22 protein-coding genes are annotated in these 24,080 nt (G+C 73.2%); 13 read left to right on the forward strand and 9 right to left on the reverse strand.

Going from position 1 to position 24,080, the window contains the following annotated elements:
- Positions 1-6: 6 nt before the first annotated feature.
- The gene (locus OG730_RS01750; protein ID WP_327302425.1) at positions 7-750 is read right to left on the reverse strand and encodes a DUF4142 domain-containing protein; all 744 of its coding nucleotides are present in this window, start codon (positions 748-750) and stop codon (positions 7-9) included.
- Positions 751-1,106: 356 nt separating this feature from the next.
- On the opposite strand from OG730_RS01750, the gene OG730_RS01755 reads away from it, so the two are divergent.
- Positions 1,107-2,735 carry an alpha/beta hydrolase gene (locus OG730_RS01755; protein ID WP_327302426.1) on the forward strand — a complete coding sequence of 543 codons (1,629 nt, stop codon included), beginning with the start codon at positions 1,107-1,109 and terminating at the stop codon, positions 2,733-2,735.
- A gap of 86 nt (positions 2,736-2,821) precedes the next feature.
- Here OG730_RS01755 and OG730_RS01760 read toward each other — a convergent pair whose 3' ends face one another.
- Positions 2,822-3,277, reverse strand: a complete 456-nt coding sequence (locus OG730_RS01760; protein ID WP_327302427.1) for an SRPBCC family protein — start codon at positions 3,275-3,277, stop codon at positions 2,822-2,824.
- Positions 3,278-3,385: 108 nt separating this feature from the next.
- Positions 3,386-5,530 carry an FUSC family protein gene (locus OG730_RS01765; protein WP_327302428.1) on the reverse strand — a complete coding sequence of 715 codons (2,145 nt, stop codon included), beginning with the start codon at positions 5,528-5,530 and terminating at the stop codon, positions 3,386-3,388.
- A 124-nt stretch (positions 5,531-5,654) separates the two neighbouring features.
- Here OG730_RS01765 and OG730_RS01770 point away from each other — a divergent pair, with 124 nt between their 5' ends.
- The 3 genes from OG730_RS01770 (at position 5,655) to OG730_RS01780 (ending at position 8,573) form a co-directional block, all read left to right on the forward strand.
- Positions 5,655-6,296 carry a TetR/AcrR family transcriptional regulator gene (locus OG730_RS01770; RefSeq protein ID WP_327302429.1) on the forward strand — a complete coding sequence of 214 codons (642 nt, stop codon included), beginning with the start codon at positions 5,655-5,657 and terminating at the stop codon, positions 6,294-6,296.
- A gap of 146 nt (positions 6,297-6,442) precedes the next feature.
- The gene (locus OG730_RS01775; protein ID WP_327302430.1) at positions 6,443-7,660 is read left to right on the forward strand and encodes a cytochrome P450; all 1,218 of its coding nucleotides are present in this window, start codon (positions 6,443-6,445) and stop codon (positions 7,658-7,660) included.
- A gap of 328 nt (positions 7,661-7,988) precedes the next feature.
- Entirely contained in the window at positions 7,989-8,573 is a 585-nt protein-coding gene (locus OG730_RS01780) for a TMEM165/GDT1 family protein (protein ID WP_327302431.1), read from the forward strand.
- 21 nt (positions 8,574-8,594) lie between these two features.
- Here OG730_RS01780 and OG730_RS01785 read toward each other — a convergent pair whose 3' ends face one another.
- From OG730_RS01785 to OG730_RS01795, 3 genes are all read right to left on the reverse strand, one after another.
- Positions 8,595-9,377 (reverse strand): VOC family protein, encoded by a 783-nt coding sequence (locus OG730_RS01785; protein ID WP_327302432.1) that lies wholly within the window; start codon positions 9,375-9,377, stop codon positions 8,595-8,597.
- A 182-nt stretch (positions 9,378-9,559) separates the two neighbouring features.
- On the reverse strand, positions 9,560-10,237 hold the full coding sequence (locus OG730_RS01790) for a hypothetical protein (protein WP_327302433.1): 678 nt from the start codon (positions 10,235-10,237) through the stop codon (positions 9,560-9,562).
- A 58-nt stretch (positions 10,238-10,295) separates the two neighbouring features.
- Positions 10,296-10,661, reverse strand: coding sequence for an iron chaperone (locus tag OG730_RS01795; RefSeq protein ID WP_327302434.1), 366 nt, complete (start codon positions 10,659-10,661; stop codon positions 10,296-10,298).
- A gap of 126 nt (positions 10,662-10,787) precedes the next feature.
- Here OG730_RS01795 and OG730_RS01800 point away from each other — a divergent pair, with 126 nt between their 5' ends.
- From OG730_RS01800 to OG730_RS01810, 3 genes are read left to right on the forward strand one after another with little or no spacing between them, the layout of a single operon-like run.
- Positions 10,788-11,234, forward strand: coding sequence for an SRPBCC domain-containing protein (locus OG730_RS01800; RefSeq protein WP_327302435.1), 447 nt, complete (start codon positions 10,788-10,790; stop codon positions 11,232-11,234).
- Entirely contained in the window at positions 11,231-11,602 is a 372-nt protein-coding gene (locus tag OG730_RS01805) for an ArsR/SmtB family transcription factor (protein ID WP_327302436.1), read from the forward strand. The genes OG730_RS01800 and OG730_RS01805 overlap by 4 nt, the downstream gene beginning before the upstream one ends.
- Before the next feature lie 8 nt (positions 11,603-11,610).
- Entirely contained in the window at positions 11,611-12,453 is an 843-nt protein-coding gene (locus OG730_RS01810; protein WP_327302437.1) for a class I SAM-dependent methyltransferase, read from the forward strand.
- A gap of 92 nt (positions 12,454-12,545) precedes the next feature.
- Here the strand turns inward: OG730_RS01810 and OG730_RS01815 are convergent, their stop codons facing one another.
- Positions 12,546-13,073 carry a rhodanese-like domain-containing protein gene (locus OG730_RS01815; RefSeq protein ID WP_327302438.1) on the reverse strand — a complete coding sequence of 176 codons (528 nt, stop codon included), beginning with the start codon at positions 13,071-13,073 and terminating at the stop codon, positions 12,546-12,548.
- 140 nt (positions 13,074-13,213) lie between these two features.
- Complete coding sequence (locus OG730_RS01820; RefSeq protein ID WP_327302439.1) at positions 13,214-14,239, reverse strand: helix-turn-helix domain-containing protein; 1,026 nt, start codon at positions 14,237-14,239, stop codon at positions 13,214-13,216.
- Between the two features lie 275 nt (positions 14,240-14,514).
- Here OG730_RS01820 and helR point away from each other — a divergent pair, with 275 nt between their 5' ends.
- Positions 14,515-16,689, forward strand: a complete 2,175-nt coding sequence (helR, locus tag OG730_RS01825) for an RNA polymerase recycling motor ATPase HelR (RefSeq protein ID WP_327302440.1) — start codon at positions 14,515-14,517, stop codon at positions 16,687-16,689.
- 62 nt (positions 16,690-16,751) lie between these two features.
- Here helR and OG730_RS01830 read toward each other — a convergent pair whose 3' ends face one another.
- Positions 16,752-18,287: a cellulose binding domain-containing protein gene (locus OG730_RS01830; RefSeq protein WP_327302441.1), complete on the reverse strand. Its 1,536-nt coding sequence runs from the start codon at positions 18,285-18,287 to the stop codon at positions 16,752-16,754.
- A gap of 321 nt (positions 18,288-18,608) precedes the next feature.
- Here OG730_RS01830 and OG730_RS01835 point away from each other — a divergent pair, with 321 nt between their 5' ends.
- The 5 genes from OG730_RS01835 (at position 18,609) to wecB (ending at position 24,008) form a co-directional block, all read left to right on the forward strand.
- Positions 18,609-19,208 (forward strand): acyltransferase, encoded by a 600-nt coding sequence (locus OG730_RS01835; protein WP_327302442.1) that lies wholly within the window; start codon positions 18,609-18,611, stop codon positions 19,206-19,208.
- A 436-nt stretch (positions 19,209-19,644) separates the two neighbouring features.
- Positions 19,645-20,814 (forward strand): hypothetical protein, encoded by a 1,170-nt coding sequence (locus OG730_RS01840; protein WP_327302443.1) that lies wholly within the window; start codon positions 19,645-19,647, stop codon positions 20,812-20,814.
- Positions 20,811-21,602, forward strand: a complete 792-nt coding sequence (locus tag OG730_RS01845; protein WP_327302444.1) for a WecB/TagA/CpsF family glycosyltransferase — start codon at positions 20,811-20,813, stop codon at positions 21,600-21,602. The genes OG730_RS01840 and OG730_RS01845 overlap by 4 nt, the downstream gene beginning before the upstream one ends.
- Positions 21,602-22,858, forward strand: a complete 1,257-nt coding sequence (locus OG730_RS01850; protein WP_327302445.1) for a nucleotide sugar dehydrogenase — start codon at positions 21,602-21,604, stop codon at positions 22,856-22,858. Before OG730_RS01845 ends, OG730_RS01850 begins: the two co-directional genes overlap by 1 nt.
- A gap of 4 nt (positions 22,859-22,862) precedes the next feature.
- Positions 22,863-24,008 carry a non-hydrolyzing UDP-N-acetylglucosamine 2-epimerase gene (wecB, locus tag OG730_RS01855; RefSeq protein ID WP_327302446.1) on the forward strand — a complete coding sequence of 382 codons (1,146 nt, stop codon included), beginning with the start codon at positions 22,863-22,865 and terminating at the stop codon, positions 24,006-24,008.
- Positions 24,009-24,080: the final 72 nt, after the last annotated feature.

Genomic DNA, 24,080 nt, shown 5'->3' on the forward strand with positions numbered 1-24,080 from the left:
ATCACTTCACTTCCTCGGTCGGGTATCGGTGGGAGAGGGGTCCGCGGGAGGGACGGCGGCGGGCGGGCTGTCCGCGAGGCCTTCGAAATCGACCAGGCCGCTCGCTTCGAGGACCGCGATGTGGTCCAGGACCGTGGTGTTGGCGTCCGTGGCGAGCTCCCGGACCACGGAGTTGCGCGTCTGCGCCCGCACTTGGGCGACGAGCGTGAACACCTTGCCGTGGGCTCGCCGCAGCAACTGCACGAACAGCCGCTCGTACGTGGCTCCTTGGGCCCGGTCGAGCTGGTCGAGCCAGGCCTGCTGCTGGCCGGACGGCCGGTCCGGCAGTTCCACGCCGAGCGCCTCGCCGACTTCGACGACCCGCCGGTCCAGTTCGGTGTGTCCTTCCACGAGGTGCTCGCCGGCCGTCCGCACCGACCGGCGGGTCCCCCGCTCCTGGGCCTGCCGGCCCGCGGGGAGTTCCCACAGGCCGGCGAGTCGGACCTTGCGCACGAACTCGCGGTCCTGTGGGGTCAGCGGCCCGAAGGCCGTGTTCATCACCCCGGCGCCGTCGTCGTCCGCGGAAGCGGAGGCGGAGGCGGAGCCGGGGGCCGCGGCGGGCGGGCCGCTGGGGGCGGGCGACGGACCCGGGGCGGCAGCGGCGCTCGCAGCGCCGAAGCTCCGTACCGGGATCAGCAGCGCGATCAGCGTGAGGGCGAGGGCGCCGATGACGATGCCCGTGCCCATCACGTGCCGCGAAGCGACCGACATGCCGCCGAGGTTCGTCCGACGGATTGACAGCACTGTGCCTCCTTGACTCCCGGGACGGCCCGGGTGCCAAGGGACGCTAGCGCCGTCTCCGGCTCCCCCGCCGAAGGCCCATCCGGACCGGACAAACATCGGGGCGGGCCCCCGAAAGACTGCTACGGTGCCGCGCGCCCGGCCCCCGCACGGCCCAAGCCCTCGGATCTGACACGACGGCAAAAACTCCGGCGCGTCGGCCAGTTGTCCGGATTTCCGGTCATTCGCGAGGAGTAGAGGGCGCCGCCCCTCAGGTGGATTCGCCCGGACCGCGGGGTGACCCAGGGTGGGTGCGGACCACCGCCCACCCGAAAGGAACGGCCCCCGTGCGCAAGAAACGACTGGCGTCCCTCCTGGCCGCCGCAGGCCTCCTCGCGAGCACCGTGCCACTGCTCGCCGCCGCCCAGGCCTCCGCCACCGACACCACCACCGCCGTCAACACCGCCGCCGTCCAGGCGGACTCCGCGTACCTGCGGCAGAAGCCCGCCTGGCACCGGTGCAGCGCCGAGCAGCCGGCCTCGTACGAGTGCGCCACCATCAAGGTGCCGCTCGACTACCGGCGGCCCGCGGGACGCACCCTCGACCTGGCGATATCCCGGGTGCGGAGCACGAACCCGGCCAAACGCCACGGGGTCCTCCTGATGAATCCGGGCGGACCGGGCGGGCCCGGGCTCGATCTGCCGCTGGCCCTCGGCGAGGTGGTCCCCGCGGAGGTGGGCGAGCGGTACGACCTGATCGGCTTCGATCCGCGCGGGGTCGGCGCCAGCAGTCCCATCAGCTGCGGGCTGGCCGACGCCGAGCTGGGCATCGACCGGCCGTACCGGCCCGGTTCCTTCCCCTCCGACGTGACCTGGGCGCGCACCATCGCCGAGAAGTGCCGGCAGAAGGCCGGCTCGGTGCTCCCGTACATCACGACCCGCAACACCGCCCGCGACATGGACATCATCCGGGCCGTCCTGGGCGAGCGGAAGCTCTCCTACCTGGGCTACTCCTACGGGACGTACCTCGGCGCGGTGTACGCGCAGATGTTCCCCGGCCGGACCGACCGCTTCGTGCTCGACAGCGGCGTCGACCCGGAGCTGGTCTGGCGGGGCATGTTCCGGACCTGGGCCACGGAGGCCGAGCCGGCCTTCGCCCGGTGGACGCGGTGGGCGGCGGAACGCTCGGGCGAGTACCACCTCGGCGAGAGCCCGGCCGCCGTGTCGAAGACCTTCTGGGACCTGGTGGCGCGCGCCGACCGGGATCCGATCGTCTTCCAGGGGGAGAAGATCAGCGGTGACGACATCCGGCGAGCCCGCGCGCTGTTCTTCTATCCGGCGCAGGCCACCCCGCTGGTGGTGGCCCTGAAGGACGCCGCCGACGGAAAGCCCGCCGTCACTCCCGGCGCCTCCGGGCCGGACTTCTCCATGAAGCGGGCGCTCGCCGGCCGGTCCGGGGCCGCGGCGGAACCCGCCTCCGACAACGACGTCGCCGTCTTCTGGAGCGTGGTCTGCGGGGACACGGACAGCTGGCCGCGCGATCCCGAGCGCTACCGGCGCGACGCGGTCCGGGACAAGGCCGCGTACCCCCTGTACGGGGACTTCGCCTCGAACATCAAGCCCTGCGCCTTCTGGCCGCGGCCCCTCGAGGCGCAGACCCCGATGAGGACGCCGGCCCGGGTGCTGACCGTGCAGAACGAGTGGGACTCGCAGACCCCGCTGGCCAGCGGCCTGGGCCTGCACCGGGCGCTGAAGGGCTCGCGGATGGTACTGGCCCTGGGTGGTGAGGGCCACGGCGTGTACCTGGCCGATCCCTCCTCCTGCGCCGCCGCGCCGGTCACCGCGTACCTGGCCACGGGGCGGCTGCCGGCCGAGGACATCAGCTGCCGTACGTCGTCACCGGGCGCGGAGCGGAAGGGGGCGTCGCCGTCTCCGGTGAGGCCGCTGCCGATTCCGTCCGGACCCGGGCGCTTCTGATCGCGTGACGCTTCTGGCCGCGTGACCCCGGCGACCGCGTGACCCCGGGGACCGGGCGACCCCGCCCGGTCCCCGGTCCCCGGTCCTCACTCGGGCCGTGGGGACGCCTCCGCCGCCGCCTTGATCCGGCGGCCGAAGTCGGGGGCGTCCTTGCGCGCCGCGCTCAAGGCCAGGCCGACCAGGAGACGGCCGAACCCGTGCCCGGTCAAGGTGTTGAAGACGCGCAACCGCGTCCGTCCGCCGGGGAGTTCGGCCAGGTCGTAGCCGCCCTCGGCGGTGATCAGATTGCGGCTCAGTTCCGTCCAGCGGATCCGGCCCGGCGCGTCGAGTTCGGTGATCCGGAACTCCCTGCCGGTCTTCATCCCGGCGTCCTTCACCGTGCTGTGGAAGACCGTGCCGACGGCGGTGGGGCCGTCCGGGATCCGGGTGATCCGCTGGACCCGCGGGCTGAACTCCGGGTCGCCCCGCCCGTCCGCGAGGTACGCGAACACCTCGGCGACGGGCCGGTCGATCTCGACGCTCGCCTCGAACAGTCCGGACATCACCGCTCCTCACCACACGCCCCTGCCGGCGGAGCCGGTACCCCTGCTTCCACTGCTTCCACCGCTTCCACGATCGCAGAGCCCCGCCCCGGCCGCACCGCCGCGCGCTCAGGCCCGACCGGAGACCGCGGGCCCGCCACCGGCACCGGCCGCGGCCCCCCGGTCGAGCAGCGCCAGGTCCACGGTCAGCGCGTCCAGCCAGGCCATCGCGGTGTAGAACACCGGCGGCGCGCCCTCGGGCCCGGCCCGCCCCGGGGCGGGGCCGGCGGGACCGGGATCCGTGGGTCCCGCGGGGTGCACGGGATCGGCGGCCGCCGCCGCGCGGCGCAGGCCGGCCGCCACCCAGGCCCCGTACTCCCGGACCACCGCCTCCTCGCGCGGGCCGGGCGGCGCGCCGGGCGGTCTGCGGCCGCCCCAGAGGACGTGGTGGCCGGTCATCATGGCGGCCTGCCAGTCCTCGCCCGCGGCGGCGGCCGGATGCGGGCGCTCCGACTGGTACTGGGCGTACGCGCTCTCCGCCAAGGCGAGCGCGTGGCGCACCCGCTGGTCGGGCTGCACCGCGCGGGGCCGCCCGAAGGCGGCCGTGGCCGCCTGGACGTCGTCGGCCGCGGCGTGCAGCAGTTCGGCGACGGCGCGCCCCAGTTCGTCGTGGGCGCCGCGCGGCCAGGCCAGCAGCCCGCACACCACCCCGATCGCACTGCCGACCAGTACGTCCAGGAACCGGACCTCCGCCAACTCCCACGTGACGGGGGCGAGCTGGGCGAAGGCCATCGCCACCACCAGGGTGAACATGGCCTGCGCCCAGCCCACGCCGCGCACCGGCCCGACGCAGAACGCGAACAGCATCAGCGGAGGCAGCACGATCGCGTACACCGTGCTCGCCTCCCCGGCCAGCGCGAGGACCCCGCCGGCGGCGACCGCGCCGACCAGGGTGCCGATCAGCGCCAGCCGGACGGTGGCCCGGGTCTGCTCGGCGTTGGTGCGGGTCAGGCTGAGGACGGCGAGCATCGCCCAGAAGCCGTGCGGCAGCGAGTCCACCCCGGCGACGGCCCGGGCGACGGCGAGGGCCACGCCGATCCGGACCGCGTTCTGGAAGTGCACGGACCGGGGCCCGGAGTTCCCGGCCAGCCGGTACCACCACAGCCGCACCGGCCCCTCACCGGCGTACCAGAACCGGTCGGCGGGCCCGGCGACCGGCCCCGCCCCCGGCCCGGCCGCGTCCACGGCCCCGGCACGCCCCCCTACGGCGATCCCGGCGGCGCCGCGCAGTACGAGCGCGGCGTCCGCCAGCTCCACCAGGGCGGCGTTGCGGTATCCGGGCCCGGGTCCGGTCACGGGGGTCCGGGCCAGGGAAACCTGCAGGTTCCGCAGCCCGGTGGAGTCCGTCGCGGGCGGGGTCCCGGCCCCGAGCAGCCCGGCCGTCCCGGCGGCCGACTCGCGCACGGCCCGTACGAGGTCCGGCCCGCCCGGCGCTCCGGCCGGCGAGCCGGACTCCGGCGGGGGCAGGGACCGGAGCCGGGCCAGCAGGGTGCGGGCCGCCAGCCCGGTGTGGGCCAGCGCGCGTTCCCGTACGCCGGGTCCCGCGGGCCGCTGCGCCTCGTCGACGTGGGAGGGCCGCAGGGCCTGCGCCCGCTCCCCCGCACGGGCGACCTCCGCCGCGGGCAGGGTGTGGGGCGGCAGCTCCAGCACCTCGGCGCACCGGGCCGCCTCGGCGGCGGCCGAAGCGGCCAGGTCCCGGTAGCCGGGGACGGCCGGGTCGGGCAGCACGGTGGCCTCGGCGACGATCAGCAGCAGGATCCCCACGACGGTGCCCGTCAGCCGCTGGCCGAGGGTGTCGGGGGCGTACGGCGGGAAGCTGGGCAGGATGTACAGCAGTTGGAGCCCGGGCGCGGCGCCCCCCGGGCGGGGTCCCGCCGCCGAGGAGAAGGCCACGCAGAAGCCGATGACCAGCATGCCCGCCACGGCCGCCCAGGTCCGCACGGACAGGTAGGTGCCCAGGACCACCAGCGCGCAGGCGGCGGGGAGCACGCGGGCGACCATCCGGGCCCGGAGGTGTCCGCTGCCGGGGATCCGGGAGAGCCCGGCCAGCGCGACGGCGGCGAAGAGCGCGTAGGTGGCCTCTAGGGGCCGGTCCAGCCCGTAGAGGAACGCGTAGAAGCCGATGCCGGCGGCGAGGGTGACCCGCACGGCCCGCCGGGCGGCCGCCGGCCAGGGGCCGGTGCCCGTACGGAGCTCCTTCAGGACGGCGCGCACCCTCTCAGCGTCCCACCGGGCGCCCGGTGGGTCCTGCGGTATCGCTTGACACTTCGTCAGGGAGGGCGCAACTTATATCGGCGACCCGATATAACAGACCAGCGCCCAGGACCCAGGAGGCCCGGTGGAGCCGTCCCCCAAGGAGCCGGCGCGGCGCCGCGTCCCGCAGGCGCAGCGCAAGTCCGAGAGCCGCGCCCGCCTCATCGACGCGGCGGCCGACCTCTTCGCCCGCAAGGGGTTCCACGGCGTCTCCGCCGAAGCCGTCGCCGAGGCGGCCGGGCGCACCACGGGCGCGCTCTACAGCCACTTCGGCGGCAAGGAGGGGCTGCTGCTGGCGCTCCTGGAGGTCTGGAAGGAGCGCACCGGCGAGGAGCTGGCCGCCGAGATCGCGGCCGGGGACCCGGCCGACCCCGCCGTGCACTTCTCCGCGATGTGGGGCAGCCTCACCCGCCCGCACCCGGAGCACGGCGACTCCTGGCTGCTCCTGGAGACGGAGCTGTGGCTGCACGCCGCCCGCGGCCCCCTCATCGGAGACCGGCTCGCCCAGCGGTACACCGAGATCCGCGCCCAGCTCGGCGAGGGGCTGGCCGACTGGGCCGGGGCCACCGGCACCCCCTTGCCCCGTACGCCGGAGGAGACCGGCACCCTCGTCCTCGGCATCCTCCTGGGACTCGCCATGCAGCACCGCCTCGAACCGGCCGCCGTCCCCGACGGGCTCGTCGTCGAGGCCCTGGGCGCCGTCCTGGGACTCGGCGGAGCCCGCTGAGCCGCGCACCACGGCTCCGAACCGCGCCACCCCGAACCGCCGCCCCGGCGACCCGGCGACCCGGCGCCCGGCGACCCGCGCCGCGCCGAACCGTCCGACCCGACGATCCGCACCACCCCGAGCCGTCCGACGAAGGGAACCGCCCCGTGCTGCCCACCGGCGAGATAGACCTCCTCGAGGACACCTGGGCCCGTGAGGTCCCGCACGCCCAGTTCACCCGGCTGCGCCGGGAGGACCCGGTCCACTGGCACGAGGTGCCGGGCCGGCACGCCGGCTTCTACGCCGTCACCCGCCACGCCGACGTCAAGGCCGTCAGCCGCGACCCCGAGCTGTGGTCCACCGAACTCGGCTCGTTCATGATCCGGGACCAGAACCCGGAGTCCCTGGAGACCCTGCGCCTGGTCCTGCTGGGCATGGACGCCCCGCGCCACTCCCGGTACCGCTCGCTGGTCAGCGCGGGTTTCACGCCCCGGGTCGTACGAAGGCTCGCGGACCGGATCCAGGAGCGGGCTGTCGCCCTGGTGGAGCGGGCGGTCACCCCGGGGCGGGACATGGACTTCGTCGCGGAGGTCGCCGCCTGGCTGCCGATCCAGACGATCTGCGAGATGGTCGGCGTCCCCGAGGGGGACGAGCGGCTGATCTTCGACTGGAGCAACCGGATGGCCGGCTCCCAGGACCCCGAGCTGTCGGCCGGCAAACACGACAGCGATCTCGCGGCCGCCGAGATCTACGCGTACTGCGACGCACTGGCCGACGAGCGGCGGGCCCGCCCGCGGGAGGACATCCTCTCGACGCTGGTGCACGCCGAGGTCGACGGGGACCGGCTGTCGCCGGACGAGATCAACATGTTCTTCGTCCTGCTCTGCGTCGCCGGGAACGAGACCACCCGCAACCTCCTCTCCGGCGCCCTGATCGCCCTCATCGACCACCCCGCGGCGCGCGCCGAACTGGCCGCAGCCCCCGCGGACGAGGCCCTGTGGACCTCGGCGACGGAGGAGTTCCTGCGCTGGGGCGGCTCGATCCACAACTTCCGGCGCACCGCCACCCGTGACACCGTCCTGCACGGCCGGCCCGTCGCCGAGGGGCAGAAGGTGGTCACCTACTACACCTCCGCCAACCGGGACGAGGAGGTCTTCGCCGACCCCTTCGCCTTCGACATCCGCCGCACCCCGAACGACCACCTCACCTTCGGGGGCGGCGGCCCCCACTTCTGCCTGGGGGCCGGCCTCGCCCGCACCCAGATCAAGGCCCTGGTCCGGGAGCTCCTGCGCCGCCATCCCGAGGTCTCCCTCACGGGGGAGGTCCGCCGCCTGCGCTCGGACTTCATCAACGGGGTCAAATACCTCCCGGTGCGTTTCGGATAGCCACCGGCCACCGGCCGCCACCGCCGACCGCCCCCGGGACCTTCGCCCCTGCAAGGGCCCTCGCCGTCGCTGTTACAGTTGTGGGCAGCGAAGGGGAGTAGTCCCGAAAACCGCTGGTCGACATACTGGACGCCCCGACGGGTCCCGGCCACCGGGCCACCGCGCTTCAGGCGCGGGGCGGACGAGACCTTCGGCCAAGGCATGACCCGTCCCACATCACCGTGTGGGCCTCTTCGTCGTGCCGGGCCGAATGGTTCTTCCCGTCGCCTCCCGCTGGGTGCCGATCCGAGCCATGAGAGCCCGGCTCCAGCAGAAAGCAGCACCCGGAATGGCTCTCGACCCCGTGGCGATCTTCACCGCCTTCGGTCTGATCTTCCTTGCCGAGCTCCCCGACAAGACCATGTTCGCCTCGCTGGCCATGGGCACCCGGATGCGGCCGCTGTACGTATGGTTCGGCACCTCCACCGCGTTCATCGTGCACGTGGCCATCGCGGTCGGCGCCGGAAGTCTGCTGAGCATGCTGCCGAACATGGCCGTCAAGCTCACCTCCGCCGCCCTGTTCGCCTTCGGCGCCATCGTCATGATGCGCTCCGGCGGGGACGATGACGAGGCGGACTCGGCGGCCAAGTCCGTCACCGGCTTCTGGCCCGTCTTCACCACGGCGTTCATGGCCGTCTTCATCGGCGAATGGGGCGACCTGACGCAGATCACCACCGCCAACCTCGCCGCCACCAACGGCTGGCTGCCGACCGCCATCGGCTCCGCGGCGGCCCTCATGTCGGTGTCCGCCCTCGCCCTGATCGTGGGCCGGTTCATCGCCAAGCGGGTCCCGCTCAAGACCGTTCAGCGCTTCGGCGCCCTGTGCATGGCAGCGCTGGCCGTCTGGACGCTCATCGAAGCCTTCACCGGCTGACGCCGACCGTCCCGTTCGGCGTCAGCCCGCCTGCCGCGGCGCCGCCTCGAGCAGGGCGAACACCGCCCCGCTCGGGTCCGCCAGCCAGGCGATCCGCCCGACGTCGGGCACGTCCGCGCCCGGCAACAGCACCGCGCCGCCGCTGGTCCGCGCGGCGGCGACCACGGCGTCCACGTCCGCGACGGCGAAGTACGGCACCCAGCGCGCGTCCGTCTCCCCCTCCCGCAGGGGCGCCACCCCGCCGAAGGATGCGTCCTCCTGGTCCCCGTCGGCCGTGCTGAGGACCTGGTAGGTCATGCCGGGCGCATCCATCTCCCGTGAGCGCGTCCCGAAGAGGGCTCCGTAGAAGGCGAGCGCCGCCATCGGGTCCGGCACGTGCAGTTCGACCCAGCACAGCGCGTTGTCGACGGAGGTCAGCTCCAGTCCCGGTGTCCGGCCCGGCTTCCAGACGGCGAAGTCGGCGCCCTGCTGGTCGGTGTACTGCGCGAGCCATCCCTCCCCCATGACGTCCATCGGCTCGACGCGGACGGCGCCCCCGCCGTCGCGCACGCCGCGGGTGGCGGCCTCCGCGTCGTCGGTCCGGAAGTACACGGTCCACGCGGAGGTGGCCCCGGGGTCGAGCTGCCCCACCGCGGCGACGGTCTTCCCGTCCACCTGGAAGAACCCGTACCCGCCGGTATCGGGCCCGAGCAGGTGGAACTCCCAGCCGAAGACGGCCCGGTAGAAGGCCGCGGCCCGGGGGATGTCGGGGCTCCCGAGGTCGATCCAGTTGGGCGAGCCGGGGCGGTAGTCGGTACCGAGCACGGGTTCCTCCTGCGTTGGGGTTCGGATGCGAGGTACCCGCATCGCGCCCCCGCACCCCGGCTTCCCCTCCCAGCGCCACACGTACGGTCCCCACGGCGCACCGCATTCGGCCGGTGGCCGCGGCTGTCCGCCCGCCCGTCCACCCCGCCGGGCCGGCCGCGGACCGCGCCACCGGGCCGCTTCTAGTAGGGGCCGCCGCGGAACAGCACGCTGCCCTGGTGGCGCGGGCGGTCGCCCCGTTCGTGGGCGGCGTCGGAACGGTCGGCGGGGGCCGCGAGTCCGGCGAGGGTCCGCAGGGTCTCCAGACCGGCCATGACCTCGTCACGGCGTGCCGCGGACTTCATCCAGGCGGGCATCCGGGCGAACATCGACAGGGTCGGAGAGGTGTGCCGCTCGCGCAGCCGGGCGCCCACGTAGGCGGCGAGGGCTTCGACGTGCTCCTCGTCGTAGGCCCACAGGATCCGTCCCGCACAGCGGGTCTGCAGCCAGAGCGGACGCCGGAAGAAGGGGTCCTCGGTGCCCCCGACCGAGACCCCGACCAGCGCGGCGCCCCGCTCCTGGGCCGACCAGTCGGCCGTCGCCCCGCATGCCGCGCAGGCGAGCCGGCGGGGCTGGAAGAGCAGGGAGCTGAAGTACTTCGGCTTCGCGAGGCCGGGCCGCGGCAGGACGAGCGCGCGGCCGCCGCACCGCGGACAGACCACGAGCACCCGGCCGGTGAACTGGACCAGCCACGTGCCGTGGTCCTGGTGCCGGACGGGTTCGGCGGGTTCGGCGGGTTCGGCGGCTACGGATTCGGCTGGTACGGGTACGGGTGCGGCGGGATCGGAGCCCGTGGAGGGGAGGGACGGCATGAACGCCATGCTGCCAGCCCTCCCCCGCCGGGCGCCCGCCACCCGGCACCCACTCGGGGCCCAGCGGTCAGCCGGCCTTCCCGGGAGCGGCGGCCGTGGCCCGCAGCAGGTCCCTCAGGAGGACGAAGTCGATCTTCTCCGGTGTGCGGAAGCGCAGGCAGACCTTGCCCATGTCGTGGTCCGCGAGCCGCGCGCCGAAGGCCTCGCGAACCTCCGCGCGCATCAGGTAGAAGGAGACGTACTGCTTCTGGCTCGCGAAGGCGATCTCCCCGACCCCGTCCCGCTCGTACACGGGCATCCCGTACGCCATCGCTTCGGTGAATCCGCGAAGCTCCGTACGGCACAGCTCGCGCAAGCGCACCAGTGCCTCCCTGCGCCCCTCGGGAACCTCCGCGAGGTACGCGTCCACGTCTTCCGCCCGGCTCTGCACCATGGGTCCGAGCGTAGGCGAACTCGCGCGCCCCCTCCTCGCGCAACCTCACGGTTGCGGGATGACGAGGGACGTGCAACCCTGGAGTTGCACCGAATCACTCAATGGCTTGCGACGAAGGAGTCCCTGATGAACGCGGACCGGATCGAACGCGACACCCTGATCGAAGCGTCCCTCGAGCGGGTCTGGTCCCTGGTGGCCGAGCCGGGCTTCTGGGTGGGCGACGAGGGCAGCCTGGCCGGCACGGTGGCCCGGGAGGGCGAGTCGGTCGTGGCGAAGAACAGCGAGTACGGCGAGTTCCCGGTACGGGTGGAGAAGGTGGACCCCCCGACCTATCTGGCGTACCGGTGGGCCAGCGCCTTCCCCGGACAGGAGCTGCGCGCGGACAACAGCACCCTGGTGGAGTTCACGCTGAGCCGCGAGGGCGACAAGACGCGGCTGCGCGTCGTGGAGAGCGGGTTCGCGGCCCTGGCCGGGTCCGAGGAACTGCGCGACAAGGCGCTCAAGGACAACACCGGCGGCTGGCCGCAGGTGCTCGACGCCTTCAAGAAGCGCGTCGAACAACCGGCCGCGTGAGCGAGGACCCCCCCTCGGCCGACGAGGCGGTCGACCAGGTCCTCGTCGCACTGGCCGACCCGACCCGCCGCAGGCTGCTCGGCCTGCTCGCCGCTCACGGCGAGGTCACCGCGACCACGCTCGCCGAGGGGCTGCCCGTCTCCCGGCAAGCGGTGGTCAAGCACCTCGCCGTCCTGGACGCGGCCGGGCTGGTCTCCGGCAGCCGGGTCGGACGCGAGGTCCGGTACACCGTGCGGCCCGCGGCCTTGGACTCGACGGCACGGTGGATGACCACCCTCGCGGCCGACTGGGACCGGCGGCTGGCAGCCGTCAAACGGATCGCCGAGGCGGCGGAACGGGATGCGGGCCGGGGCGCCACGGACCGATAGTGGGAACTGTGAACGACTGGCCGGAGGGAACCGGACGAGCCGAAGGACCCGGGGGGACCGAAGCGGGCGGCGCGGACCACGGCGGCGGGCAGGAGCCCGTCGCCTGGTCCGGGCCGGAGGGCGCGCGGGCCTTCGCCTCCGTGGAGGCGGCCACGGACTGGCTGCTCGGGTATCCCTTCGTCTTCCGGGCCCTGGCCCGGTGGGTCGGCGACGGATCCGTCCTGGTGGACTACGGATGCGGGCCCGGCAAGGTGGCCGACCACGGGGCCCGGCTGCTCGGAGCGAAGGTGCTGGGCGTGGACGCCTCCCCCGAAATGCTCGCGCTGGCCCGCGGCTCGGGGACGGCGGTCGCCGAATACCACCTGGTCACGGACGGGCGCGCGGACTGCCTGGCGGACGGCGGCGCCGACGCCGTCATGTGCAACCACGTCCTGGCGTCGCTGCCCACCGAGGAAACGGTGCTCTCGGTGTTCCGGGAGATCCGCCGGATCCTGCGCCCCGGCGGCCCGTTCGTGCTGCTGGCCACCGATCCCGCGTGCAGCGGGACGGAGTACGCCTCGCTGAGCATCGGCGAGGCGGGTGCCGCGTACGGCCCGGGCGACGAGCTGCCCGTCCGGCTCCGGCGTACGGACGGCAGCTGGCAGGTGATGCCCAACCACGCCTGGCCCGTGGACTTCTACCCGGCCCTGCTGGAGCGGGCCGGATTCACCCTCCTCGTCCAGCACCGCCCGACCGTGGAGGAGGCCTTCGGCATCCCCGGCCTCGTCGACCCGGACCTCGCCGCCGGCCGCGACTGGGCGGCCGAACGGGCCGGCCCCCCGCTGGTGATCACCACGGCGCTGGCGGTCTGAGGGCGGGGGCCTTCCGAAGACACGGGCCCCCTCCAGGACACGGGCCCTTCCCAGGACACGGGCCCTTCCCGGAACACCGGACCGCACGGCGGTCAGCAGGCGCAGGAGATGCCCGAGCGCGGGGCGGTCAGATCGTCGATCGCCCGCTGGTCGGTGCCCTGAGCCGTCTGGAAGGCGAAGCCCTCGCGGACCCAGTACTCGAATCCGCCGAGCATCTCCTTGACCTGGTAGCCCAGGCGGGCGAAGGCCAGCGCCGCCCGCGTGGCGCCGTTGCAGCCGGGTCCCCAGCAGTACGTGACCACCGTCAGCGCCGGGTCGATCAGCGAGGGCGCCAGCTCCGCGATCCGTGCCGTCGGAAGGTGCAGCGCCCCCGGGATGTGGCCCTGGTCCCAGGCGGCCTCGCTGCGGGAGTCGACCACCACCAGGCCGGGGACGCCGGAGAGCAGGTCGGCCCGTACGTCCGAGACGTCCGCCTCGAAGGCGAGCCGGGCGGCGTAGTGGGCGGCCGCTACACCCGGAGCGGCGGCCGGAACGGAGAGGACGGCGCTGGTGATCTCGGACTGGGTGATCTCGGACGGGGCGATCTCGGCGGAGACGGTGGGCAGGACGGTCGCGGACATCGGGGAACTCCTCGTACGGGGTGAAGGGCGGGGCTCGCCGACCGGGTGGACTCCCTCGCGGCGATGACTCCATCCTCTGCGCCCGTCACTCCCGCCACGAGTGGCGTAAACGCCTTCACTCGTCAAGATCCCGCCAGGTGTCACGCCGGCGCCGCGGTGACCCTGACGAACGCCTTCCGGTAGGCCGTCGGCGTCGTCCGCATCTGCCGGGTGAAGTGGTGGCGGTACGTGGCGGTGGAATCGAAGCCGACCGCCGCGGCCACCTCGTCCACCGTCCCCTCGCCCGACTCCAGCAACGGCAGGCTCGCCGAGATCCGCTGGGAGACCACCCAGCGGATCGGGCTCACGCCGTTGCGACGGGTGAAGTGGCGGAGGAAGGAACGCTCCGACATGTTCGCCGCGCGGGCCAGGGCCGGAACGGAGAGCGGACCGTACAGCCGCTGGAGGGCCCAGGCCATGCTCCGGGAGATCCCGTCGTCGGCGCCGTCGGGGCCCATCTCCCCGATCGCCGCCTCGATGAACTGGGCCTGCCCGCCCTCGCGATGGGGCGGTACGACGAATCGGCGGGCCACGGTGTTGGCGACGGCGGCGCCGTGATCGGCGCGGACCAGGTAGAGGCAGAGGTCGATGCCGGCGGCGCTGCCCGCGCTGGTCAGTACGTCGCCGTTGTCGACGTAGAGGACGTCCGCGTCGACCTCCACCTCGGGGTGCTGCTCGGCGAGGGTGCGGGCGTAGCGCCAGTGGGTGGTGGCCCGGCGCCCGTCGAGGAGGCCGGTCGCCGCGAGTGCGAAGGCACCGGAGCAGATGGAGACCAGGCGCGCACCCCGGGCATGGGCCTTGAGGAGGGCCTCGACCAGCTCGGGCGCGATGGCGCCCCCCGCCGGGGAGACTCCGGGGATGATCACGGTGTCCGCGGCGGCGAGGGCGTCGAGCCCGTGCCCTGCGCGGAGCGTGAACCCGCCCACCACGCGCAGGTCCCGGCCGGGTTCCGCCGAGCAGACCCGCAGCTCGTACCAGGGCAGGTCCCCCAGCTCGGGGCGGGCGAGGCCGAACACCTCGACCACCACGCCCAGTTCGAAGGGGGCCATGCCGTCGAAGGCGAGTACGGCCACCACATGGGCCGGAGCCGGCTTGCCGAGGTGCAGGGGTATGGCCTGGGACGTCATGGCCGTACTGTAACCAGCCGTCCCCGCCGGGCCTCACGGCGCCGAATCGGGCCGCACCGGGCCCCTGGAGGAGCGGGTGAGGGGTGGGGGGAGAGGGGCGGGGAGGAATGCGCACTCCTTGCCACTTACAACATATAGCGCACTGGGGGGCTTGCGGCAAGGCCCCCGGCCTGGGGCAAAATCGCGGATCGAGGCCAGAACTTGCCGAAAAATGGGAGATTTAATCAGTGCGTGCTGATATGTCAGCTTATGGAGCACACGGTTCCGTCGAGGCGATGGCGACCGCCACCAGTGCGTTCGAACTTCCCGACCACCTCTCCCCCAAGGCCGACCCGGCTCTCATCGAGGGCGACGAACGGCATTTCGCGGCCATCGCGCACTGCCTGGAGCAGACGATCGCCGAACTCTCCGGCCGCCTGGAGGTCACGCGCAAGGCGCCCGGCGGCATCGGCCGGGGTGCGATGGACCGCGATGCGGAGATCCACCGCCTGACCAGCCGGCTGCGCACCCTGCGCCGCTTCGGGCTGGACCTGTGCCTGGGGCACATCGTCCCCGCCGACGGCTCCGAGCCCGTGTACATCGGACGCCTCGGCCTCACCGACAGCGCGGGCGACCGGCTGCTGCTGGACTGGCGCTCCCCCGCCGCCGAGCCCTTCTTCGCGGCGACGCACGCCGTCCCGATGGGTCTGGCGAGCCGTCGCCGGTACCGCTGGACCCGCGGGCGGATCAGCGACTACTGGGACGAGGTGTTCCGCGCGGACGGGCTCGAAGGGCGCGCCGCGCTCGACGACCAGTCCGCGTTCATCGCGAGCCTGGGCGGCAACCGGTCCGACCGCATGCGCGACGTGCTCGCCACCATCCAGACCGACCAGGACGCCATCATCCGGGCCGGATCCCGCGGCGCCCTCGTCGTCGACGGCGGACCGGGTACGGGCAAGACCGTCGTCGCCCTGCACCGCACCGCCCACCTGCTCTACTCCGATCCCCGGCTCGGCCACCGGCGCGGCGGCGTGCTCTTCGTCGGTCCCAGCCGGCCCTACCTGGCCTACGTCTCGGACGTGCTGCCCAGCCTCGGCGAGGAGGGGGTACAGACCTGCACCCTGCGCGACCTCGTCACCGAGGGAGCCGCCGCGACGGTCGAGGCCGATCCGCGGGTGGCCCTCCTCAAATCGTCCGCCGACCTGGTGAGGTCGATCGAGGCGGCGGTGCGCATCTACGAGGAGCCCCCCACCAAGGGGATCACCGTCTCCAGCCACTGGTCCGACCTCTGGCTGAGCGCCGACGACTGGGCGGCCGCGTTCGAGGCGGTGGAACCGGGCACCCCGCACAACGAGGCGCGCGACCAGATCCTGGAGGAGCTGCTCACGATCCTGATGGACCAGGACGACAGCGACGTCTCGCCCCAGCTGCTGCGCCGTTCGCTGCTCCAGGACCGGGACCTGATCACCACCCTCGACCGCGCGTGGCCGATGCTCGACGCGGCCGAACTCGTCGGAGACCTCTGGTCGGTGCCCGCCTACCTGCGCAAGTGCGCTCCGTGGCTCGGGCCCGAAGACGTGTCCCTCCTCCAGCGCGCCGACGCCCAGGCCTGGACGGTGTCGGACCTGCCGCTCCTGGACGCGGCCCGCCAGCGGCTCGGCGACGCCGAGGCCTCCGTGCGCAAGCGCCGCCACGAAGCCGCCGTCGCCGCCGAGCGGGCGCGCCGGTCCGAGGTCATCGACCGGCTGCTCCAGGACTCCGAGATCGACGAGAGCCAGGGCGCGGTGGGGATGCTGCGGGGACGGGACCTGCAGGACGCCCTGATCGACGGGGACGCGCCGTCCGGCGCCGAACCCGACCTGCTCGCGGGCCCGTTCGCCCACATCGTCGTGGATGAGGCGCAGGAACTGACCGACGCCGAATGGCAGATGCTGCTGGCCCGCTGCCCGTCGCGGAGCTTCACGATCGTCGGGGACCGCGCGCAGGCCCGGCACGGGTTCACCGAGTCCTGGCGGGAGCGGCTCGAGCGCGCTGGGCTCGACCGGATCGCCATGGCCTCCCTCGGCGTCAACTACCGCACGCCGGAAGAGGTCATGGCCGAGGCCGAGCCGGCCATCCGCGCCGCGCTCCCCGACGCGAACGTGCCGACCTCCGTCCGCAGCAGCGGCATCCCGGTCACACACGGCCGTGTCGCGGAGCTGCCGGCGGTCCTCGACGGCTGGCTCGGCTCCCAGTCCGACGGGGTCGCCTGCGTCATCGCCGGCGACGTCGGCGCTGTCACGCTCCCGGCGGCGACGTCGCGGGACGCCCGGGTCCGCGTGCTGACGCCGACGCTGTCGAAGGGGCTCGAATTCGACCTGGTCGTCCTCATCGACCCGGATACCTTCGGCGAGGGCGTCGAGGGCGCCGTCGACCGCTACGTCGCGATGACCCGGGCGACCCAGCGCCTGGTCATCCTCACCCGTTCCTGAACCGGCTGCCGGAGCGGCGGGCGGCCGTAGGCCCGGCCCGCCGCTCTCGGCGGCCCGCCGTTCTAGCGGAAGGCCCCGAAGGCCTTCGTGAACGCCAGCGGCTGCTGGAGGATCGAGCTGCACGTCGCGTCCGCGTAGTTCACGACCCCGGCAGGGCACTGCCGGTCACGGGTCGCGGACCACATCGCGAGCCTGCCGATTCCCTTCTCGCTCGCGAAGTCCACGAGCTGGGTGGCGTCGGCGACGGTGAAGATCTCCGTCGTGACGTCGTTGACACCGATCATCGGGGTGACGGCGACCGCCTTCCAGGCCGCCGCGTCGGAGAGGCCCAGTACACCCTTGATCTGGGCCTGCGTGGCCGTGGCGGCCTGGATCGCGTACTGGCCCATGTCGCCGCTGTAGGCCGGGCCGTAGTCCATGGCCATGATGTTGACGCCGTGGATCCGTACGCCCTCCTTCTTCGCGTCCGCCAACAGGGCCACGCCGGGCTGGGTGAGTCCCTCGGGCATCACGGGCAGGGTGAAGGCCACGTCGAGTCCCGGGTGGGAGCCCTGGAGCAGGGCGATGGCCTGTGCGCGGCGGGTGTTGGCCGCGGTGTCGGGCAGGGCCGCGCCCTCGATGTCGAAGTCGACCTTGGTCAGCCGGTACTGGTCGACGACCTTGCCGTAGGCGGCCGCCAGTTCCTGGGCGGAGCGGCAGTTCAGGGCCAGCTCGTGCCCGGCGGCGCCGCCGAAGGAGACGCGCACGTCCCCGCCCTTGGCCCGCAGGGCCCCGATCTGCGCGGCGACCTTGTCGTCTCCGAGCCCGGTGACCCCGCCCCACAGCGGGGCGCAGCCGCCGCCGGAGGTGATGAAGGCGAGGTGGAACTCCTTGACTCCGGTCCGGGCCGCCGTGTCGACCAGGTCGTAGGCCGGGTACAGGGAGGTGTCCACGTACGGCGCGAAGCGCGCGCCGCCGGCCGGGTTCCCGGTCGGCGGCGGGGTCGTGGCGGTGGCCGTCGCGGTGGGCGGGGCGGGCTTGGTCGGCCGTCCGGAGGGCGCCGGGGGCGTGGGGCTGGCGGGCGCGCTCGTACCGGCCGTCGGCGCCGGCGTCGGCGCGGTGGTGGGGGCGCCCGTGGGGGCGGTGGTGGGGCGGCCGCCCGGCGGGGGTGTCGGGCCCTGGTCCGCCGAGCACTTCGCTCCGTTGATCCGGCAGGCCTTCGGGTTGCCCGGGGTGCCGCTCGCGCTCGTGACGAAGCCGATCGTGACGGAGGATCCCGCGGCCAGCTCCTTGTTCCAGGCCACCGGCTTCACGGTGACGTGGCGGCCGGTGACCGTGTGCGAGGCGTTCCACAGGGAGTCGATCGTCGTGCCCGCGGGCAGGTCGAACTCCAGGGTCCAACCGGTCTGCGTCCGGCTCTTGTTGTTGGTGATCACGTACGTGCCGGTGTAACCGCCGCTCCAGGAGCTCGACTTCGTGTACACCGCGCCGACCGAGGAGGCCTGGGCCGTTCCGGTGAAGCCGAAGGCGGCGGCCGCGATCAGCGCGGCAACCGCCGTCCCGCCCGCGGCCTTGGCCTTCTTGCTCGTTCTGCGCCGGTGACCGGTCGTGCTGCCCATGGCGTGCCTGCCTCTGCGTTGCTGGGGAGTTCGGGGTGCGGCAGCACGCTAGCCGCCCTGAAACGGACATTTGATCGATTCGGGGTGGTGGTGGCGAACCTTAGGTTCCACTTAAGGAAGCGATCGGGCGACCTTAAGGCGGCGGCCTCGAGACCGCGGGCCCGCCCCGGCCGAGGCTCCGTCAAGTCCACTCCGTGAACAGTCGGTTGATCTTCGGGGCACGCGCGACCGCTGCCGCATATGCTCCCTCCGTACCTCAATGCGACGTACATCCGTCCGACCCGCATCCGAACGCCTCGCGAGCCGTAAGGGGACCGCCCCGTGAGTGTCCGAATTCAGCCCTCCTCCCAGGTCGACGAGACGGCCGAGCTCGGGGAGGGGACCACCATCTGGGATCTGGCGCAGGTGCGCGAGGACGCCACGCTCGGCCGCGACTGCATCGTGGGACGCGGGGCGTACGTCGGCCCCGGCGTGCGGATCGGGGACAACGTCAAACTGCAGAACTACGCACTGGTCTACGAGCCCGCCGAACTCGGCGACGGGGTGTTCATCGGCCCGGCCGTGGTGCTCACCAACGACTTCTACCCGCGGGCCGTCGACCCCGACGGCCGGCAGAAGCGCGGTGGCGACTGGGAGGCGGCCGGGGTCGTCGTGGCCGAGGGTGCCTCCCTGGGGGCCCGGTCGGTGTGCGTCGCGGGGGTCCGGATCGGGCGGTGGGCGCTGGTCGCGGCCGGCGCGGTCGTATCCCGGGACGTAGCGGACTTCGCGCTCGTGGCCGGGGTGCCGGCCCGGCGCATCGGCTGGGTGGGCCGGGCCGGGGTCCGCCTCGTGGAACGGAATGGCGAGCCGGGCGTCTGGGAGTGCCCGCGCACCGGCGCCCTGCACGACGAGACCGACGGAACCCTGACCGAGCGCGGCTGACGCAACGTCCGCAATTTGGGTCAATGGCATTTCCTCAAAACCACAATCAATGAACATCCTTGGGCATACCTTGTCCCTGTACACGGGATCTGAGCAGGCAACAGGCTGTGTTCAGTGGGGGGTTGTACACGACGAGGGCAACCACGGACGAGGTGACGGCGGGCGCGGGACCATGCGCCCGTCCGCCGCCGCCGTCCGCGCGCGCCGATCCGGAATCCGTTGGAGGGGGATCCAGCGGGCCCGGACCGCTCGTGCCATCGGGGGGATCACACCGTAGGCACGCGCGACGTCATGCGCAGTCCCCTCCGCCGGAAGACGACCGCCGGGTCTGTCCTAGGAACGATTTTTCAGAGGGGGTAGGTGTGTTGGAGCAGTACGGCTACAGCTCGGACATACAGGGCGAGCAGGACGTACGCGGAACCGGGGTGGGACCCCGGTGACCGCCAGACGATTAGCAGCACTGGCCCACGAGGACCCGGCGCTGCACGCCCTTGCCGAGCGGCTGCTCGCACTGGCAGAGGCGGGGCTGCCCGAGATGTACCTGCCGGGCGCGGAGACCTTCGTCTTCACCCGGGTGGGGACCGTCTCCCCCGACGGCGCGAGGCGCGTGGAACGGCGCGGTACCAGCACCCGGTACGCGGCCATCACCGTGCTGGGCGCGCAGTTCCTCCCCGAGGAGCGGCAGCGCCCCCTCTTCGGCGGCCTCAGCGCCCGGGAGTTCACGTCGCTCCTGGTGGAGCGGCTGCCCGCGGTGACGAACCTCGGCGACGCCGCGCTCATCGCCTGGGCCGCTGCCGAGACCGGCCATCCCAAGCTCGCGGACGCCGTGGCGAGGGTGGCCGAACTGGACGTCCCCGGGCGTCCGCAGTACACGGTGGAAGCCGCCTGGGTGCTGTCCGCCCTCACCGCGGCCCGCACCGCGGTGGACGTCGAGTACCGGCTGACCGCCGCCCGCGACCGCCTGCTGGCGGCCCGGGTCGGAGACGGCCCGCTGTTCCCGCACGCCACCGGGCACGGGCTGGTCCCCGGGTACCGCTCCCACGTGGCCTGCTTCGCGGACCAGACCTATCCGCTCCAGGCCCTGGCCCGGCTGCACGCCAGTAGCCCGGACCCTCGGGCCCTCGCCGCGGCCGACGCCTGCGCCGCCCGGATCTGCGCCCTGCAGGGGGACGGCGGACAGTGGTGGTGGCACTACGACGCCCGCACGGGCGGCGTGGTGGAGGGCTACCCCGTCTACAGCGTGCACCAGCACGCCATGGCCCCGACGGCCCTCTTCGACCTGGCCGAAGCGGGCGGCACCGACTTCGGCGCGGAGATCCGCCGGGGGCTGCGCTGGATGACGGAGGTGCCCGAGATCAGCGGGCCCGACGGCACCCCGCGCGAATCCATGATCCGCGAGGAGTTCGGGGTCACCTGGCGCAAGGTCTACCGCGGCGACCCCGCGAAGGCCGTGCGCGCCGCCCGCGGACTCACCACCCGGGTGGCCCCGCGGGCCCGGCTGGCCCCGCTCGACCGGATCTTCCGCCCCCTGGCGGTGGACCGCGAGTGCAGGCCCTACGAGTTCGGCTGGCTGCTCCACGCCTGGCTCGGGGGGCTCGGCGGATGAAGCACAGACAGTCGCTCTTCGGAGTGTCGCTCGACCCCCTGACCATGGACGAGACGGTCCAGCGCTGCCTCGACGCCGTCGAGCGCGGTGAGCAGATCGAGATCGGCATGGTCAACGCCGCCAAACTGGTCAACATGCGCCGCGACCCCCGCCTCGCCGCGGCGGTCGCCGGCTGCGACCTCGTCCTGGCCGACGGCCAGGCCGTGGTCTGGGCCGGCCGCGTCCTGGGCGTCCGGCTGCCCGAACGGGTCGCGGGAATCGACCTGTTCATGCGGCTGCTGGCCGCGGCGGAGACCGCCTCGATCCCCGTCTACCTGCTCGGCGCGCGGCAGGACGTACTGGACCTCATGCTCGGCCGGATCTCCGAGCGGTTCCCCGCGCTGCGCGTGGCGGGCAGCCGCAACGGCTACTTCGAGGACTCCGAACAGGGCGGGATCGCCGACGCGGTGGCCGCGAGCGGGGCCCGCATGCTGTTCCTCGGCATGACCTCGCCCAAGAAGGAGATCTTCACCGCCGGCTACGGCAAGCGCACCGGCTCCGACGTGGTGCACGGCGTCGGCGGCTCCTTCGACATCCTGGCCGGCATCACCAAGCGCGCCCCCCTGGTCTGGCAGCGGATGGGGCTCGAATGGTTCTACCGGGCCCTCCAGGAACCGCGCCGCCTGGGCAAGCGCTACCTCACCACCAATGCCGCCTTCCTCCTCATGACGGTCCGGGAACTCATCCGCCGCACACCGTCCACACCGCCTTCCACACCGCCTTCCGGTTCCGCGAAGAGGAGTCACTGATGCGCGTCGTCGTCGTGGGACAGGGATACGTCGGCCTTCCGCTGGCCATCAGGGCCGCCGAGGTCGGACACCAGGTGGTCGGCTACGACGTGGACGCGCGGCGGGTCAAGAGCCTCGCCGCCGGCGAGTCGTACGTGGAGGACGTCACCTCCGCGCGGCTGGCCAAGGCCCTGGAGCTGGGCACGTACCAGGCCAGTGACCAGGCCCGGGACTGCGGCGGGTTCGACGTCGCGGTCGTGACCGTCCCGACCCCCTTGCAGGACGGTGCCCCCGACCTGCGCTACATCGAGGAGTCGGCGCACACGCTGGCCCGGTTCCTGCGGCCGGGAGCCACCGTCGTCCTGGAGTCGACCACCTACCCCGGCACCACCGAGGAGCTGTTCGGCCCGATCCTGGAGGACGGTTCGGGCCTCACGGCCGGGGTGGACTTCCACCTCGGCTACAGCCCGGAACGCATCGACCCCGGCAACAAGGTGTGGGGCTTCCAGCAGACGCCGAAGGTGGTCTCCGGCGTCAACCCCCTCTCGCTCAAGGCCGTGGAGACCTTCTACGCGGGACTCGTCGACACCACGGTGCCGGTGCGCTCCCCCAAGGAGGCCGAGCTGGCGAAGCTGCTGGAGAACACCTTCCGGCACGTGAACATCGCCCTGGTCAACGAGATAGCGATGTTCGCCCGGCACCTCGACATCGACGTGTGGCAGACCATCGAGGCCGCCTCCAGCAAGCCGTTCGGCTTCATGAAGTTCACGCCGGGCCCCGGCGTCGGCGGGCACTGCCTGCCCATCGACCCCTCGTACCTGTCGTGGCGGGTGCAGCGCGAACTCGGCCAGAACTTCCGCTTCGTGGAGCTGGCCAACGACATCAACAGCCACATGCCCGAGTACGTGGCGCGCCGCGTCATGGACGCGCTCAACGCCAAGCGCCGCTCGGTCAACGGCTCCCGGATCCTGCTGCTGGGGCTGGCGTACAAGAAGAACACCGGCGACGCCCGGGAGTCTCCCGCGGTACGCGTCTCCCAACTGCTCCTGGACATGGGTGCCAAGGTGCGCGCCGCCGATCCCCACGTGGTGGAGAGCATCAAGGTCGACGCCCGCCTCTCGCGGGTGGAGCCGACCCGCAAGGAACTGGCCGCGGCCGACGTGGTCGTCCTGCTCACGGACCACGACTCCTTCGACTACCCGATGATCACCGAGCACGCCTCGCTGATCCTCGACTGCCGCAACCGGCTGTCGGGACCGACGGTGGAGGTGCTCTGACCCCATGCCCAGAATCATCTGCGTGGCCGGGGCCCGGCCCAACTACATGAAGATCAAACCGGTGATGGACGCTCTGGAGGCGCGCGGCGCGGAGGTCGTCCTCGTCCACACCGGCCAGCACTACGACGAGTCCATGAACGACGTCTTCTTCCGCGACCTCGGCATCCGCTCCCCCGACCGCTATCTGGGCGCCGGGTCCGGCAGCCACGCCGTACAGACCGGCCGGGTGATGGAGGCCTTCGAGCCGCTGCTCGACGAGCTGGTCCCGGACGCGGTCGTGGTCGTCGGGGACATCAACTCCACCCTGGCCTGCGCCCTGGTCACCGCGAAGGCCGGGCCGCTGCTGGCCCATGTGGAGGCCGGTCTGCGCAGCCGGGACTGGAGCATGCCCGAGGAGGTCAACCGGGTCGCCACCGACCGGCTCAGCGACTACCTGCTGGCCCCCTCCCCCGACGCCGCCGCGAACCTGCGGTCGGAGGGGTACCGGGAGGACCAGATCCACGTCGTCGGCAACGTCATGATCGACACCCTGTTCGCCAACCTGGACCGGGCCCGGCGCTCCGACGTCCTGGCCCGCTACGGGCTCACCCGCGGCGGGTACGGACTGGTCACGCTGCACCGGCCGGCCAACGTGGACGATCCGGACGCCCTGCGCGGGCTGCTCAAGGCGCTGGGCGAGATCGCCGGCCGCTGCCCGCTGCTGCTGCCGGTGCACCCCCGGGCCGCCGAGCGGCTGTCCGAGATCGGCGTCCCCGGCGGCATCCGGCTGGTACCGGCCGCCGGATACCTCGATTTCATCGCCCTGCAGGACTCGGCGCGCGTGGTCCTCACCGACTCCGGGGGCATCCAGGAGGAGACCACCGCGCTCGGCGTGCCCTGTGTGACCCTCCGGGAGAACACCGAGCGCCCCATCACCGTCGAGCAGGGCACCAACGTCCTGGCGGGCACCGACCCGGACCGCATCACCGCCACGGTGCACCGGGTGCTCGACGATCCGCCCGCGCCCCGCTGCCCCGAGCTGTGGGACGGCCGCGCGAGCGAGCGCATCGCGCAGGTGCTCCTGGAGGGCGGGAGCGCGGCGACCCGGCCGCGGCCCACCGACCTCGTCGCGGGCACCGGCCTCGTCGCGGGCACCGTGCCCGTCGTCTAGCCCCGTGGCGGGAGGGGTTCACCGGGTCCCGGTGAACCCCTCCCGCCACAGCACCGTTTCCACCCCTGTTCC

The organism is Streptomyces sp. NBC_01298 (assembly GCF_035978755.1).
Taxonomy (GTDB): domain Bacteria; phylum Actinomycetota; class Actinomycetes; order Streptomycetales; family Streptomycetaceae; genus Streptomyces.

What these genes read in the sequence shown, in the direction of transcription:
- OG730_RS01750 (WP_327302425.1), bottom strand. Translation starts at nt 750, where the DNA reads ATGTCGGTCGCTTCGCGGCACGTGATGGGCACGGGCATCGTCATCGGC.
- OG730_RS01760 (WP_327302427.1), bottom strand. Translation starts at nt 3,277, where the DNA reads ATGTCCGGACTGTTCGAGGCGAGCGTCGAGATCGACCGGCCCGTCGCC.
- OG730_RS01780 (WP_327302431.1), top strand. Translation starts at nt 7,989, where the DNA reads ATGGCTCTCGACCCCGTGGCGATCTTCACCGCCTTCGGTCTGATCTTC.
- OG730_RS01790 (WP_327302433.1), bottom strand. Translation starts at nt 10,237, where the DNA reads ATGGCGTTCATGCCGTCCCTCCCCTCCACGGGCTCCGATCCCGCCGCA.
- OG730_RS01795 (WP_327302434.1), bottom strand. Translation starts at nt 10,661, where the DNA reads ATGGTGCAGAGCCGGGCGGAAGACGTGGACGCGTACCTCGCGGAGGTT.
- OG730_RS01800 (WP_327302435.1), top strand. Translation starts at nt 10,788, where the DNA reads ATGAACGCGGACCGGATCGAACGCGACACCCTGATCGAAGCGTCCCTC.
- OG730_RS01815 (WP_327302438.1), bottom strand. Translation starts at nt 13,073, where the DNA reads ATGTCCGCGACCGTCCTGCCCACCGTCTCCGCCGAGATCGCCCCGTCC.
- OG730_RS01820 (WP_327302439.1), bottom strand. Translation starts at nt 14,239, where the DNA reads ATGACGTCCCAGGCCATACCCCTGCACCTCGGCAAGCCGGCTCCGGCC.
- helR (WP_327302440.1), top strand. Translation starts at nt 14,515, where the DNA reads ATGGCGACCGCCACCAGTGCGTTCGAACTTCCCGACCACCTCTCCCCC.
- OG730_RS01830 (WP_327302441.1), bottom strand. Translation starts at nt 18,287, where the DNA reads ATGGGCAGCACGACCGGTCACCGGCGCAGAACGAGCAAGAAGGCCAAG.
- OG730_RS01845 (WP_327302444.1), top strand. Translation starts at nt 20,811, where the DNA reads ATGAAGCACAGACAGTCGCTCTTCGGAGTGTCGCTCGACCCCCTGACC.
- OG730_RS01850 (WP_327302445.1), top strand. Translation starts at nt 21,602, where the DNA reads ATGCGCGTCGTCGTCGTGGGACAGGGATACGTCGGCCTTCCGCTGGCC.
- wecB (WP_327302446.1), top strand. Translation starts at nt 22,863, where the DNA reads ATGCCCAGAATCATCTGCGTGGCCGGGGCCCGGCCCAACTACATGAAG.